The sequence below is a fragment of the Candidatus Kuenenia sp. genome, assembly GCF_027493735.1.
Classification (GTDB): domain Bacteria; phylum Planctomycetota; class Brocadiia; order Brocadiales; family Brocadiaceae; genus Kuenenia; species Kuenenia stuttgartiensis_A.
Genome location: NZ_JAOSKF010000023.1, coordinates 1 through 13,999 on the forward strand (window position 1 = coordinate 1; position 13,999 = coordinate 13,999).

Consider the following 13,999-nt stretch of genomic DNA (forward strand, 5'->3'; position numbering starts at 1 on the left):
TATGATTTATTAGGTATTGCGAAAAATGCTTCTAAGGAAGATGTAAAATCTGCATACCGAAGATTGGCTAAAAAATTTCACCCGGATCTTAATAAAGATAATCCAAAATCATCAGAAGAAAAATTTAAAGAAATATCTGAAGCGTATGAGGTGCTGATTGACGATAACAAACGTGCAAAGTATGATAGTTATGGTTATGCCGGAGTCGAATCTGATTTTGGGAAAGAGGGTTTTTCTTGGCAGAATTTTACCCATATAAATGATTTGGAAGATATATTTGGTCACGATATATTTTCTGATTTTTTTGGCGCCAGGACCAGTGGATATGGAAAGCCGGAAAGAAAGATACGACGCGTACAAGTAGAAATCAGCTTAGAGCAGGCATATAGAGGGGTTAGTACTGAAGTGGCTATTCCACATATGGAAAAATGCGGTGACTGTAATGGGTCTGGAGCGGAAAAGGGCACAAGCTTAAAAATTTGTAATAGATGTGATGGACGCGGAGAAGTGAAACAGGAACAATTGCAAGAATTTGGCAGAATAATTAAGATTGGTGTGTGTCCTGTATGTAATGGGCGTGGGAAAATTATAGAGAAATTCTGCCAGAGTTGTCATGGCACTGGTGAAATTCAAAGACTGGACAAAATAAAAATAAAAATACCTCCTGGTGTAGATAATGGCACGACATTAAGAATAGCACCGGACAAAAGCGGTGGACGTTTGAAAGAAAATATATATGTTTATATTTCAATACAACCGCACCCTTTTTTTCGCAGACAGGCGAATGATGTGTATATTAAAAAAGAAATTTCGTTAATTGATGCAACATTAGGTTCTAAAGTAGAAGTGCCTACTTTGGATGGAAATGCTATAATGAAGATACCGCAGGGTACTCAGACCAACACATTATTTCGGTTGCGTAACAGTGGCATGCCATATTTAAGGGGGCACGGACACGGCGATCAGTATGTTAGAGTGATAGTTAAAACACCTAAAAATATAACAAAAAGACAAAGGGAACTTCTTGAAGAGTTTGAGAAGCACGAGAAAGAGAAAAGTACTAAAACGTAGTTACAATTTAGTTTTTTGAAAAACTCAAATAATAGCGATGTTTGCCACACGGCGTAGGGGCGAAGCATTTGTCAGTTTGGGCATAAATGTATTTATAACAATTTAAGGCAAATGCTTCGCCCCTACTTTTTCAAAAAACTAAAGTGTTACATTATAGCAGAATTTATTATGAGCTAAGGGTTTCTTGAATATTGCGATTATAACAATAACTGAAAAAGGGGTTGAGACGTCGAAAAGGATTGTTTCGTATATAGATACCACCCCTTCAGTGTATATCTTTAACTCCGACGATAAAAATGAGATAGTTAATGCCGGAGATAATTTGAATAATGCTGTGTACTTTAATGAACCGCTTCACCAATTAGTCGGGAAATTATTCAATGATTATGACGGGATAATATTTGTAATGGCTACGGGGATAGTGGTTCGGGTGATTGCTCCCTGTATTAAAAACAAATATATAGATCCTGCGATAGTGGTAGTGGATGATGTGGGGCGTTATATAATCAGTTTGCTTTCAGGGCATGAAGGTGGCGCAAATATGCTGGCGTATAAAGTTGCCTGTATATTACATTCGAGTGCTGTTATTACTACCGGGACTGAAGCGCACAAAGATATTATTGTTGGAATTGGATGTAAAAAAGGGATTACTTCGCATGAAGTAAAAAAGGCAATTGAAGACGCTCTTAATAAGATTTCCCTGAGAATAGAAAACGTTAGGTTAATTTCTACGGTTGAAATTAAAGCAAAAGAACCGGGATTATTGCAAGCTTCTGATGAACTTAGGATACCGCTGAACGTTGTGTCTTTACCTGAAATTGGCACTTGTATAAAGGAATACAGTAAGTCAGCTTTTGTAAAAGAAAAGATAGGCGTCTGGGGTGTCTGTGAACCATCTGCACTTTTAGCAGGGAGGAAAACACAATTAATTTTAAAGAAACAGAAATATCCGGGAATAACAATAGCCATTGCCAGGGAAAACTTTATGTGGTAGGTATAGGCCCAGGCTCTAAAGAAGACATGAGTGTGAGGGCATTGGAGGCGGTAAAAAAATCTGATACTATTATAGGTTACCGCCTTTATGTTGATTTGTTACGTGATATTACCAGCGGGAAAGAAATTATCTCCTCGGCGATGCGCAAGGAAGTTGAACGTGTAGAATTGGCTATTCGGGAAGCGCTGAAAGGGAAAATAGTATCGCTCATTAGTAGCGGAGATTCTGGTGTTTATGGTATGGCTGGCCTTGTTATGGAAATGTTGCACAAAGAAAATATTTGCTTGCCGCTGGAAATTATTCCTGGCATTCCCGCTGCCAATGCTGCCGCGGCCCTTCTTGGCGCACCACTGATGCATGATTATGCTGTAATAAGTCTCAGTGATTTATTAACTCCATGGGAAACAATTGAAAAACGTGTGAAAAACGCTGCAGAGGCTGATTTTGTAATGGTTATTTATAATCCTAAAAGTTCTCAAAGGAATTGGCAGCTTAAAAAGACGGTCGAAATTATTTTGAAATACAAAAACGCTGCGACACCGGTAGGAGTAGTGAAAAATGCGAAAAGAGAAGGGGAGTCTATAGCCATTACTACTTTAGGCAAAATGGACCAAAATTCAATTGATATGATGACAATCGTGATCATTGGAAATGCCTCTTCGTTCACATTTCAGAATTACATGGTTACTAAAAGAGGGTATAATTTATACTCAAGCACGAATAAATCTGAAAAGCCAAAATCCGAAGCGTGAAATCCGAATCAAATTTAAATGAACAAAATTCAAAATGTTTTGGGCATTCAAATATTTGAATTTAGGATTTGTTTCGAGTTTTGATATTAGATATTCGAATTCGATTGCGGCTACTCCGCACCAGGAATACTTTGGATAAATATGCCTATATTGATTAAAAAAGAAGACATAGATATTTTTTTAAAGAAACTAAAAGAAGAATATACGGTTTACGGTGTTAAGCAAAAAGAAACAGGGTTTTATATTTTTGATGAAATAGAGACATTTTCCGACCCACTTGATAATTATATACCTACATTGCTTCCTCCCAAAAAATACCTTTTTCCCCAACGAGAAACGCTCTTAAGCTTTTCTACCGCCCCTTATCCTGATGTAAAATCCGTGATTGAATCAAAAAAACAGGTAATCTTTGGCGTCCGTCCCTGTGATATCCATGGGATTAAATTGCTCGATAAGGTGTTTACTGCCGATCGTGAAGACAAAAATTATACTCAAAAACGTGCAAATACCATCATCATTGGAATTGATTGCATGAAGCCCTGCTATAAGTATGCTTATTGTGAAAGTGTCGGATGTTTGGACGTAGAAGAAGGATTTGATATTTTATTAACCGACATAGGTGATTGTTTTTATGCCTCCATTGGAACTGCACGCGGGGAAGTTATTATCAAAGAAAATGCTTGTTTTATACATGCGGGAAAACATGAAGATGAAAAGATTTGCCGTATGAAAGAAGAACGCAAGGGACGATTTGAGAAAAAATTTTTGACAGAGGTATCAAATCTTCCTTCATTATTTAAAAATGCAGATAACGATCCTGTCTGGGATGAACTAAATGACAGGTGTTTAGGATGCGGAAGATGTAATATTGTTTGCCCAACCTGTTATTGTTTTGATGTTTTTGATTGTGTGGATTTAACTATGACATCAGGAGAGAGACGCCGCCAGTGGGATGCTTGTACATTAAAAGATTTTTCTGTAGTTGCAACAGGCGAAAATTTCAGACCAACGAGAGGTCAGAGATTACGGCACAGGTTTAACCGAAAGTTTAATTACTTAATGACAAAACACAGCACATCATTTTGCGTTGGTTGTGGAAGATGTTCCAGGTCATGTCCCGTACATATAGATGTTGCAGAAACCGTAAATGCAGTTATAAACAATAATAAGCAAAAATGATAAGCAATAATTCAATCTATCTCCCGGAAATAGCAAAGATTGTGAGTATTAGACGTCTCACAGAGCTGGAAAAATATTTTGAAATACGTTTGGAAAATCAAAGAGAATTTTCTTTTATCCCGGGGCAATTTGTTCAACTGTCGGTTTTTGGAGTGGGCGAGGCGCCTATTTCAATATCGTCATCTCCATTTGACAAAGACAGTATTGGCGTATGCATCAGAAGAGTGGGGGACGTTACCTCAGCAATTCACAGGCTTGAAATTGGTTCATACCTGGGGATACGTGGTCCGTTAGGCAATGGTTTTCCAATAGAAGAATTAAAGAGGAAAGACATTTTATTTATTGCGGGAGGGCTCGGGTTAGCACCCTTGCGGTCGATGATTTATTATGTGCTTGAAAAAAGGCATGATTTCGGGAGAGTAATTATTCTCTATGGAACAAAAACCCCTGAAGAAATACTGTTCAGGGACGAGATGGAAACATGGAATAAAAGAGAAGATATAGAATTGACCGTTACGATAAATCGGCCTGATAAAAACTGGTTAGGAAAAACGGGCGTCGTTACCAGACTTATTCCGTTTCTCAAACTGGATCCTCAGGATACATATGCATTAGTGGTGGGGCCACCCGTAATGTACAAATATGCTTTACTCGAACTTCAGGAAAAACGGATTCCGGCAACAAATATAATACTGTCACTGGAGAGGCGTATGAAATGCGGCGTTGGAAAGTGTGGCCATTGTCAGGTCAACGGTGTATATGTATGTCTCGATGGTCCTAAATTTAGCTATCAGATGTTAAAATTTCTTCCGGAAGCGCTATGAACAAAACAAGAGTTGCCTTTTTTTCATTTACCTGTTGTGAGGGGTGTCAGTTAACTGTTTTGGCATTAGAAGAACAGCTCTTCGATCTTGTTAAGTTGGTCGATATTGTAACGTTCAGAGAGGCCATGAGTGAAAAATCTGATGAATATGATTTAGCATTTGTTGAAGGCAGTATAACCAGAAATTCAGAGATTGAGCAGGTTAAAAAGATACGTGATACGGCGAAGATTGTTGTTGCTTTAGGGGCTTGTGCAACGATCGGCGGCATTAATTGTCTAAAAAACCATTATGAAATGGATGACGTGAAAAAAATCGTTTACGGGAATATGGCAAATAATTTCGATACCATACCGGCACGCCCAATTGCAGCAGTCATAAAAATTGATTATACCATACATGGATGTCCCATAGATAAAGATGAATTTGTTGAAGTGGTAAAGGCGATTCTTCAGAAAAGAAAACCCCGTATACCAGGCTATCCGGTATGTGTGGAATGCCAGATGAAGGAAAACGTGTGTCTCTTTGAAAAAGGTATGATTTGTTTGGGCCCTGTAACAAGAGCCGGTTGCAAGGCAATATGTCCTACATACAATGATGGATGTGTGGGATGCCGTGGGCTGATAGATGATCCCAATATGTCTTCACATAAGAATTTATTAACGGAACATGGATTAACCATCGATGAGGCTGTTGCAGAATATCGATTATTTGGTAGTTACAATCAGGATAAGCAATAATATTCAAAGGGAACGTTGAATGCATGATTTACATGTAAATATTGAACATATAACCCGTGTCGAAGGACATGGAAATATTGTGATAGACGTTAAGAACGGGCAGGTGAAAGAATTGAGGCTTGATATAGTTGAGTCTCCAAGGTTCTTCGAAGCGATGGTGAGAGGCAGGACGTATAAAGAGGCCGCTCATATTACATCGCGAATATGCGGAATTTGTGCCGTTACCCATACAACAACGTCAATAAAGGCTATAGAGTCAGCACTCGGCTTTACACCATCGCAACAAACAATAAAATTGCGAAAACTACTCCTTAACGCGGAATTTATTCAAAGCCATATTCTTCATACCTATTTTCTGACTGTACCTGATTTTTTTGGTGTGAAGAGTATATTTGGCATGATAAAAGATAACAAGGAAAGCATCGTAAGGGGAATGCGGCTTAAGGCCCTTGCGAATGATTTGTGTGCCATGGTCGGTGGTAGGCATGTACATCCTATTACATTGAATGTAGGCTGTTTCTCAAAAATTCCTGAGAAAAGGGATTTTGAGCAGTTTAAAAAAAGGATAGAGGATTCGAGGGGAGATATTGATGAAACGGTAAAATTCTTTAAGCATCTGAGAACCCCGGAATTTGAAAGAGAAACAGAATATATCTCGCTTACCCATCCGGATGAATACGCTTTGTATGATGGCAATATCAAATCGAGCTATAATGGAGAAGTGAAACCTTCGGAATATCTCAAAAGAGTAAAGGAATTTATTGTAAAACACTCCACCGCAAAACATGCAAAATCATTCCGGGATTCATATATGGTGGGAGCTTTGGCAAGATTCAATAACAACTATGAACGTCTCCATCCAAAAGCAAAAGAGGCGGCGGAAGAAATGGGCTTAAAACACCCCTGTTACAATCCATATATGAATAATGTTGCTCAGGTTGTTGAAACAGTTCATTGTTTTGAGGATAGTATTGGATTGATAGATGAATTGCTTTCGGACAATTTGAAGGAAGAAACCGTGGCATTACTCCCCAAAGCAGCGAGCGGTGTTGGCGCTACCGAGGCTCCCCGTGGGACATTGTACCATGAACATACATTAGACGATAATGGCAGGATTACCTATGGAAATTTCATAATTCCAACGGCACAAAACCTTGCAAATATAGAAAATGATTTAAAGTTATTGATTCCTAAAATAGTAAATAAACCGAGGGATGAGATAATCCTTGATGTAGAAATGCTTGTGCGTGCATATGACCCGTGTATATCGTGTGCGACACATCTGATGAAAGTTGAATTTGTAAAATGAGGAAATACAATAAAAGTAACAATTTAGTTTTTTGAAAAAAAAGAGGGCGAAGTATTTGCCAGCATGGGTATTAAGGTCATACGTACCCTCAAACCAACACGCCTGCCAGTGGTTATGACTTGCGATGAAGTGAAAGCCGTTCTTGCAAACTTGACGGGCGATAAGTGGCTCATGGCCTTGCTTATGTATGGTTCGGGGTTACGTTTGATGGAGTGCCTTGAGTTGCGCGTACAGAACCCGGTTGAATGTCCTAAAAAAATCCATCCTGCAGCCTTATAGCGGATGTTCACCCCTGCCAAAACGCATAAGTGCTTAATACATAGTTTGTTAAGGCTGTATTTTTAATAAATATGTAGTCACTAATATATTGTTATTATACGACAATATACTTGACGGATAATGGTTGTTATCTGTACAATGGTGGACATGCATATTGTAGAGAACAAGTCAAAATCCGGTAAAAAAATCTATCGATCTACCCTTCTGCGGGAATCGTACCGTGAGGATGGGAAGGTCAAGAAACGCACCATTGCGAATCTGTCGAATTGCACTCCCCTGGAGATTGAAGCGATAAGACTTGCACTCGCACATAAAGACGATCTCTGTGCATTGGGCGCATTGTCAGAATCGGTGAAACTCCATGAGGGTTTGTCTGTGGGAGCAGCGTGGAGCGTGTACCAAGTGGCAAAGGAATTAGGGATAGAAGAGGCATTGGGAAAGGACTTTGAAGGAAAGCTGGCGCTTTGGCAAGTAATGGCAAGGGTAATAGGCCAGGGGTCAAGACTGTCTGCAGTAAGGCTGGCGCAGATACATGCTGCGGGTGACGTCCTGGATATGAAGCGTGGGTTTGACGAGAACAATCTGTACGATAATTTGTCATGGTTGTCAGAGAATCAGGCAAAGATAGAGCGAAAGCTGTTTGAGTTAAGACGAGGAGGCAATAAGCCGAAGTTGTTTTTGTATGACGTGACGAGCAGTTATTTAGAGGGGAAGTCGAATCATTTTGGTGAGTACGGGTATAATCGTGACGGCAAAAAGAGGAAAAAACAGATAGTGATCGGTATGCTTTGTGATGAATCCGGGGAGCCGGTATCAACAGAAGTATTTAGGGGCAACACCCAGGATCCGAAGACCTTTGAATCTCAGGTAAAGAAGGTATTAGAGCGGTTTGGATGCAAAGATGTAACGATTGTAGGAGATCGTGGGATGATCAAGACGGTGCAAATCGAAAGTTTACCGGAAGGGTTTCATTACATAACGGCGATAACCAAGCCGCAGATAGAGTCGTTGATAAATAAAGGGATACTGCAATTAGGATTGTTCGAAGAAAAGCTCTGCGAGATAAAGGATGATGAGGTTCGATATATTCTGAGGCGCAATCCGGTAAGGGCGGAAGAGATGTCAAAGACCCGTGTATCAAAATTACAGAGTATAGAGAAATACATCGTGAAGAAGAACAGTTATCTGAAGGAACATCCTAAGTCGTCAGTATCGAAGGCACTGGAAACAACAAGGGAAAGGCTAACGAGATTGAAACTTGATGGGTGGGTGCAGATAAAAGAAGAGGATAGGACGCTAAAGATAGAGAGAGATGAGGAAGCATTAAAGGAGGCATCATACCTTGATGGTTGTTACGCAATCAAGACTGATCTTGAGGAGAACGAGGCGGATACCAATCTGGTACATGAACGATACAAGGATTTAACGGAAGTGGAGAAGGCGTTTCGGGACTGTAAGACGGTGAATTTGGAGGTTCGTCCGGTGTATGTAAGAAAGGAGGATAGTACACGGGGACATGTGTTTGTGGTAATGCTTGCGTACATGATAATTCGAAGGCTGCGCAGAGCGTGGAAGAATTTTGACTTGACGGTAGAGGAAGGTCTCGCACAATTGACGACCATTTGTTCGATGGAAGTAACAATCAAAGGCCAAAAAGCTAGTTGCCAGAAGATCCCGCGTCCGCGGCAACAATCACATGAATTATTAGAGGCATTACAGATAAAGTTGCCAGAAGTATTGCCAAGCCGGAACATACGGGTAGTCACTAGAAAAAAGCTTGCTGTTCGGCGTAAAAGCCAATAAATATAAGGCTTTTACGGCACTTTTGTTTTTTGACTTGGGGTGAACATCCGTTATAGCAGGCGCCTTTAAAAAAACGAGGATCGACAAAGGTCTCCACAAGCCAGATTGGATGCCCATAGACCTTAGTCCAGTCTTGTGATAAGCGCTTAAGGTTAAGAGAAAGAATACGGGAGGCAAGGTTTGGTACGTGTATCTGAGGAAGGATCAGGAAACGGGAGTTGTTTGCTATGAGTTTCAGGCGTTGTGATTTTAAAAATGGCGGCCATCCAATCCACTTATCGCGAACGGTACATTTTAATGCTGCGGCAGCCCAGCCGATCAAGGCAAGCCATTGTCCCTGTGATTCCGCTACGTAGCGAATTGATTCTCCTACGAGAGAACGAAATCCAAGGTAATGATGCTGGCGCATCAGTGTGTCCCAATTTGCCTGGTCGTTTTGTGAAACAGGACGAACGGTAATTGAATGAAGTAGTTCGTTGTGTGTGTTATCGATTGGTGTTGTATGCTGGTTCATGCCCTATAATATAAAATATTTTAGGGGGAATATCCACGTTTTTTTACATATCTTTGTATTTTATGTGCTTATGGAAAACTTTGACAGCGCCATGCGTAACGGCAAAGGAGCGAAAGACCGGATAACGATGCTTCCTGAATTGCTTAAGAAACCACTTCAAGACCATTTGCTAAAGGTCAGAACTGTCCATGAGAGAGACCTTGCCGAAGGCTGGGGACGGGTACAGGCCCGATGCTTTGGATCGCAAGTATCCCAACGTGCCAGCAGATTGGCGCTGGCAATGGGTCTTTCCGCAGTAGAACAGATGGAAAAACACGTAACAGTTCACCCCTTCTGGTTTGTTCCAGTATTTGAAAAGGACACACCTCTCTCAAGAAGGGAATACAAAAAGTCCCCTCTTGGGAGGGGATTAAGGGGTTGGTGAACTGTTACTGATATTCGCACCATCCAGGAACTTCTTGGCCACAAAGACGTCAGCACAACGATGATCTACACCCTTGTCTTGAACAAAGGTGGTCACGGCGTCCAAAGTCCAGTCGATAGGTTGTAGGTTGGTTTATACAGACTGTATAAACCGGAATGAACAAAAGCAAAAAAATACACAAAAGCTTTATAAGAAATAAGTTACAATGCGTTATCAGAAGATAAGGCAACTTCTTATATATACTGAAACAGTCTGTATTTGCAGTTTTATACAGACTATATAATCATTGTTATGCTTCCCGGACATCACTTCATGGAACGACATCGTGACAACTATCTTGTCTTCCGCAGCCATTAGTGCGGGTCTTACAGGGGCACTTTTCTGGCTTTTCCGCCGTTGGATTTCCGAGCGCCTTAAGAACGCCATTAAGTTCGAATATGACCAAAAACTCGGAAACTTCAGCGCATAACTATCCCGCCTGAGCGAAGATCGAACTCGAAAGCTTGAGCGGCTTCTCCGCCACTACGAACAATAGACAACCGCATGCTTGCCTGGTCAACCGTTTGGAGGTGGCTGCGTTTCTTTGGCTCACTGAAATACACACTTCGCAACGCTTTTGACCTCATAAGGTTATATAATTAATGAATGTGCGCATGCATATCGTTCACTTGTAGTATGGGGAAAAATGTGTTTGGTGGGAAAAGGTCTATGCCATATATGACAACCTATAACTTTGGCGAAATTATTCTTGTGAGATTTCCCCATACTGACTTGCAGGACATTTCTAAAATGCCTGCCCTTATTTCTATACGATTCGGGGATCAAGATATTCTCATAGCAAGAATAACAACACAGGAATATACCACTTAACTAAAAATAGGTATACCAATGCAAACATTTACCGTTACCATAGCCAAGGGGGAAAAGTTTTACATTGCACAGTGCAAGGAACACTCAAATTGTTTTACTCAGGGAAAACAATAGAGGAGGCCATTCATAATATAAAAGAGGTTATTGAGCTTATACTGGAAATCAAAAAGCCTAAAATAAAGGTGGTATTAAAAGAAGATCTTGTAAATGCCTTGTAAAAAAGGCAAAACAGAGTCAGAGATTGGAACTCGAAATTCTATCACTGAACAAAGACCCCACACACGTCTCTATGCACGGCATCTTGTTGCCTGTTTTTAACGCCTTTACAAACATATACAAACACTACCAAGTAAATTGCTTTTTTATAACATTTCTGCTGTCAAGTAAATTCTAAATTATTTTCGCTGAATAGTTACAAAATATCTACATTGATACCGTCATTGTGAGCGACAGCGAAGCAATCTTAAGTCTTTTGGGAACAAGAGATTGCTTCGTCGCTCCACTCCTCGCAATGACATTTTTTAAGGGAAGTGTCCCTATATTAATTATGCGCCGATATCATTTACAAAAGAAAGAACGAGAAATAAAGGAGTTTGATGAAATACTCGATATTATAAAGAAGGGGAAATACATCACTATAGCAATGTGCAGGAAAAACGAGCCCTACATCGTCACCTTGAGCTATGGTTTTGATAAAACAAAAAACGCTTTTATCTACACAGTGCATTAAAGGGATTAAAATACGAATTTCTAAGAGAAAATAGCAGTGTATGCGCAACAATAATAGATGATAAAGGTTATATAATTAATGAATGTGCGCATGCATATCGTTCACTTGTAGTATGGGGAAAAATGTGTTTGGTGGGAAAAGGTCTATGGCATGGACATACTTCTTGCACATCTGGAAAATACCCCAGAACAGATTAAAAAAGGGGCATTATCTAACATCCATATTTATAAAACAGTTGGGATATTTAGAATAGACGTTTTGAAAAAATAGGGAAAAAGGGGGGGAGAAAAAATTTGGGGAATTTAATATTATTTTAAAAAAAACAAAAAAAAAAAAAAAAAAAAACCCCCAAGTGGCTGTAAGAATAGAAAGATATATCACCACAAAATTACAACGTCTGATAATGTATATTATGTTGTGTTTATAATGGATTTAAGTCGAAACTACGTTCTTATGGCATATTCGCACCTATTTAAACAAATTCCACTTACTTTGTCTTTTTCTGTGTTTTGGTTGTCTGTTTTGTGTCTATCCTTTTTGCTTTGCGCAATTCACGCAATGCAAGATAGAATTGCCTTTCCAGAGATGATTCATATTTCATTATTTCGCTCATCTTATCTTTTTCTTCAATAATTTTTAATGCCTTTAATTGTTGCAATTCATTTTTGTTCTCTTCTTAGATGTGAAAAATCCCTGTTCATATTCCTGAATACCGGAAGAGGCATGTTCAATAATCTGCTTCTCTATATTTAGACATCTTTTCATCCGCCATATACTAGAAACTATCCTGTCAGCGAAAAACGACTCAATTTCGTTTGAAGGTTTAAACTCCTTGTCTATAATAGCTCTCAAATCATTAAGGTCGTCAATGTTTTCACCTTCGATTAATATTTCATTACTAAATATATATTTTCTAATTACAGTGCTTTTAGGTACGGAGTCTTGTTCTTTTTCTGTAACTTCTTTTACAACAGTTTTTGTAGTTGGTTTTTTAATGATAGTATCCATAATCTTTTCTACTTTACCTTTACTGCCATTCTTCCTACTTTTTTCCTGCAAAACGTTTTCTTTTAATATTGCCGACATAAATCATCCTCCAAAGTAAAAATTAATATCTATTTTACGTAATAGCATGCCAATACGAAAGATACACACATACAGGAAGTAATATCTCATATTTGCTATTAATATTCAATAAATATTTTATCCCCTAATGCATATATGATCATAACTTATTATATTTCCACGGTATGGAAAAAGATGAAAACTAGTATAGCGTTTTATTAAAATATCTACATTGATACCGTCATTGTGAGCGACAGCGAAGCAATCTTAAGTCTTTTGGAAACAAGAGATTGCTTCGTCTTAACGAAACGATGTAATAGTTGATGCAATTATTCTGTTTATATGTAAGGGTTCCAAATAGAGATTTCTAAATTAAATTTAACTTTTGTTGACATAAATAGTTATAGCATTTGTGAAATCACATTTTGTGAACTTCTTGAGTATATAATAGATTATATTACATAGGTATTGCATAGTTATCGCCAAAGGTATTATTTATAATATACGTTGCCGGATCTTGATTTACTGATGCACTACGGTTACTATACTATAGTCTGTAATCTGGTTTTAATAATCACTGGACGGGCAATCGTAACTTAATACGGATGCGTCTGACTAATGACGTTTACATTTTACTGGGAAAATGGTTTTTTTATGGAGGGACATGTGAAAAAAAAGGTTGTATTTAGCATATCATTGAGGGATCAGGATAATATTCCCGTACAGATGAAGAACAAATTATTAGATAAATTTAATGAATTTGGCATTGAACCGGTTGATATAGGTTGGAATTTTGGAATAACAGACGCCTCTGACCTGGGATTGACAAAATATTTTACAAAAATAACTTACCAAACCGAGGGTAAAGAGGTCGATGATACGAAGGCATACACAAAAAAACTATATGAAACAATTGAAAAAACATTTACTGCTCTCAATCCTGATTTAAAAATTCAAAGTTATGAAATACAGGATTGAACAAACAAGGTTTGCAGTTTTTGATTTATTAAATTGATACAGGGCAAACATTACATAAAAAAACCCTGACAGGGTTTGGAACCCCTGTCAGGGTTAATATGCAAAATACTATCAGACTTATTTATTGAAGTTTTTTAAAAACCTAATCAATGTTGCTCTTTCCTCTTTTCGCATTTTTCATCATTGCAATATTTGCATGGGTCCTTTTTAAATGCGGCCGCACACCCCTCGCAACAAAGCGTAATTGATTTTTCCTCGCATTTTACAATGACTGCTTTTCCCGCTTCATTTGCTTTACCACAAACAGCACACTTTGCATTAGTAATTTCCTCGGCGGTTGCCTGTTTCGTTCCGCAACAACTTGATGCAAGTGTCGTATTTACCGCATTATAGGTAACTAAAGTAAATACAATCGCCAATACTCCGCAAATTAATCCAATACGCTTCACAAATTTGCTCCTTTCTCGAAC

At 38.8% G+C, this 13,999-nt stretch carries 17 protein-coding genes and 1 pseudogene; 14 read left to right on the plus strand and 4 right to left on the minus strand.

Annotated features, from left to right (window positions below):
- From dnaJ to M5U24_RS16185, 8 genes are all read left to right on the plus strand, one after another.
- The coding region (gene dnaJ, locus M5U24_RS16150) for a molecular chaperone DnaJ (protein WP_298202988.1) at positions 1 to 1,071 on the plus strand (1,071 nt) is incomplete at its 5' end.
- A gap of 184 nt (positions 1,072 to 1,255) precedes the next feature.
- Positions 1,256 to 2,065 carry a cobalamin biosynthesis protein gene (locus M5U24_RS16155; protein WP_099326633.1) on the plus strand — a complete coding sequence of 270 codons (810 nt, stop codon included), beginning with the start codon at positions 1,256 to 1,258 and terminating at the stop codon, positions 2,063 to 2,065.
- A complete protein-coding gene (cobJ, locus tag M5U24_RS16160) occupies positions 2,059 to 2,817 on the plus strand; it encodes a precorrin-3B C(17)-methyltransferase (RefSeq protein WP_099326634.1) in 759 nt (252 codons plus the stop codon). Before M5U24_RS16155 ends, cobJ begins: the two co-directional genes overlap by 7 nt.
- A gap of 141 nt (positions 2,818 to 2,958) precedes the next feature.
- Positions 2,959 to 3,996, plus strand: coding sequence for a 4Fe-4S dicluster domain-containing protein (locus M5U24_RS16165; protein WP_099326635.1), 1,038 nt, complete (start codon positions 2,959 to 2,961; stop codon positions 3,994 to 3,996).
- On the plus strand, positions 3,993 to 4,820 hold the full coding sequence (locus M5U24_RS16170; RefSeq protein ID WP_099326636.1) for an FAD/NAD(P)-binding protein: 828 nt from the start codon (positions 3,993 to 3,995) through the stop codon (positions 4,818 to 4,820). Before M5U24_RS16165 ends, M5U24_RS16170 begins: the two co-directional genes overlap by 4 nt.
- A complete protein-coding gene (locus M5U24_RS16175) occupies positions 4,817 to 5,557 on the plus strand; it encodes an NADH:ubiquinone oxidoreductase (protein WP_099326637.1) in 741 nt (246 codons plus the stop codon). Before M5U24_RS16170 ends, M5U24_RS16175 begins: the two co-directional genes overlap by 4 nt.
- A gap of 19 nt (positions 5,558 to 5,576) precedes the next feature.
- Entirely contained in the window at positions 5,577 to 6,866 is a 1,290-nt protein-coding gene (locus M5U24_RS16180; RefSeq protein ID WP_099326638.1) for a Ni/Fe hydrogenase subunit alpha, read from the plus strand.
- A gap of 399 nt (positions 6,867 to 7,265) precedes the next feature.
- A complete protein-coding gene (locus M5U24_RS16185; RefSeq protein ID WP_205713364.1) occupies positions 7,266 to 8,948 on the plus strand; it encodes an IS1634 family transposase in 1,683 nt (560 codons plus the stop codon).
- On the opposite strand, the gene M5U24_RS16190 is transcribed toward M5U24_RS16185, so the two are convergent.
- Entirely contained in the window at positions 8,911 to 9,462 is a 552-nt protein-coding gene (locus tag M5U24_RS16190; protein ID WP_164995047.1) for a Druantia anti-phage system protein DruA, read from the minus strand. The two genes, M5U24_RS16185 and M5U24_RS16190, sit on opposite strands and share 38 nt — an antisense overlap.
- Here M5U24_RS16190 and M5U24_RS16195 point away from each other — a divergent pair.
- The 5 genes and pseudogenes from M5U24_RS16195 to M5U24_RS16215 all read left to right on the plus strand — a co-directional run bounded on the left by M5U24_RS16195 (position 9,461) and on the right by M5U24_RS16215 (position 11,486).
- Positions 9,461 to 9,886, plus strand: a complete 426-nt coding sequence (locus M5U24_RS16195; RefSeq protein WP_205713302.1) for a hypothetical protein — start codon at positions 9,461 to 9,463, stop codon at positions 9,884 to 9,886. The two genes, M5U24_RS16190 and M5U24_RS16195, sit on opposite strands and share 2 nt — an antisense overlap.
- 9 nt (positions 9,887 to 9,895) lie before the next feature.
- Positions 9,896 to 10,012 (plus strand): annotated as a pseudogene (locus M5U24_RS16200) (integrase); the annotation flags it as partial.
- A 582-nt stretch (positions 10,013 to 10,594) separates the two neighbouring features.
- Positions 10,595 to 10,756 carry a hypothetical protein gene (locus tag M5U24_RS16205; RefSeq protein WP_298202991.1) on the plus strand — a complete coding sequence of 54 codons (162 nt, stop codon included), beginning with the start codon at positions 10,595 to 10,597 and terminating at the stop codon, positions 10,754 to 10,756.
- Positions 10,757 to 10,845: 89 nt separating this feature from the next.
- Positions 10,846 to 10,974 carry a hypothetical protein gene (locus tag M5U24_RS16210; RefSeq protein ID WP_298202992.1) on the plus strand — a complete coding sequence of 43 codons (129 nt, stop codon included), beginning with the start codon at positions 10,846 to 10,848 and terminating at the stop codon, positions 10,972 to 10,974.
- Between the two features lie 224 nt (positions 10,975 to 11,198).
- Positions 11,199 to 11,486, plus strand: coding sequence for a hypothetical protein (locus M5U24_RS16215; RefSeq protein ID WP_298202994.1), 288 nt, complete (start codon positions 11,199 to 11,201; stop codon positions 11,484 to 11,486).
- 487 nt (positions 11,487 to 11,973) lie between these two features.
- On the opposite strand, the gene M5U24_RS16220 is transcribed toward M5U24_RS16215, so the two are convergent.
- Positions 11,974 to 12,144 carry a hypothetical protein gene (locus tag M5U24_RS16220; RefSeq protein ID WP_298202996.1) on the minus strand — a complete coding sequence of 57 codons (171 nt, stop codon included), beginning with the start codon at positions 12,142 to 12,144 and terminating at the stop codon, positions 11,974 to 11,976.
- The gene (locus tag M5U24_RS16225) at positions 12,132 to 12,572 is read right to left on the minus strand and encodes a hypothetical protein (protein ID WP_298202997.1); all 441 of its coding nucleotides are present in this window, start codon (positions 12,570 to 12,572) and stop codon (positions 12,132 to 12,134) included. Before M5U24_RS16225 ends, M5U24_RS16220 begins: the two co-directional genes overlap by 13 nt.
- Before the next feature lie 645 nt (positions 12,573 to 13,217).
- Here M5U24_RS16225 and M5U24_RS16230 point away from each other — a divergent pair.
- Positions 13,218 to 13,529 carry a hypothetical protein gene (locus tag M5U24_RS16230; RefSeq protein WP_157820725.1) on the plus strand — a complete coding sequence of 104 codons (312 nt, stop codon included), beginning with the start codon at positions 13,218 to 13,220 and terminating at the stop codon, positions 13,527 to 13,529.
- A gap of 146 nt (positions 13,530 to 13,675) precedes the next feature.
- Here M5U24_RS16230 and M5U24_RS16235 read toward each other — a convergent pair whose 3' ends face one another.
- Positions 13,676 to 13,978: a hypothetical protein gene (locus M5U24_RS16235; RefSeq protein ID WP_099326656.1), complete on the minus strand. Its 303-nt coding sequence runs from the start codon at positions 13,976 to 13,978 to the stop codon at positions 13,676 to 13,678.
- Between the last annotated feature and the right edge of the window lie 21 nt (positions 13,979 to 13,999).

What these genes read in the sequence shown, in the direction of transcription:
- M5U24_RS16170 (WP_099326636.1), top strand. Translation starts at nt 3,993, where the DNA reads ATGATAAGCAATAATTCAATCTATCTCCCGGAAATAGCAAAGATTGTG.
- M5U24_RS16185 (WP_205713364.1), top strand. Translation starts at nt 7,266, where the DNA reads ATGGTTGTTATCTGTACAATGGTGGACATGCATATTGTAGAGAACAAG.
- M5U24_RS16190 (WP_164995047.1), bottom strand. Translation starts at nt 9,462, where the DNA reads ATGAACCAGCATACAACACCAATCGATAACACACACAACGAACTACTT.
- M5U24_RS16165 (WP_099326635.1), top strand. Translation starts at nt 2,959, where the DNA reads ATGCCTATATTGATTAAAAAAGAAGACATAGATATTTTTTTAAAGAAA.
- M5U24_RS16195 (WP_205713302.1), top strand. Translation starts at nt 9,461, where the DNA reads ATGCCCTATAATATAAAATATTTTAGGGGGAATATCCACGTTTTTTTA.
- M5U24_RS16225 (WP_298202997.1), bottom strand. Translation starts at nt 12,572, where the DNA reads ATGTCGGCAATATTAAAAGAAAACGTTTTGCAGGAAAAAAGTAGGAAG.
- M5U24_RS16175 (WP_099326637.1), top strand. Translation starts at nt 4,817, where the DNA reads ATGAACAAAACAAGAGTTGCCTTTTTTTCATTTACCTGTTGTGAGGGG.
- M5U24_RS16205 (WP_298202991.1), top strand. Translation starts at nt 10,595, where the DNA reads ATGCCATATATGACAACCTATAACTTTGGCGAAATTATTCTTGTGAGA.
- M5U24_RS16180 (WP_099326638.1), top strand. Translation starts at nt 5,577, where the DNA reads ATGCATGATTTACATGTAAATATTGAACATATAACCCGTGTCGAAGGA.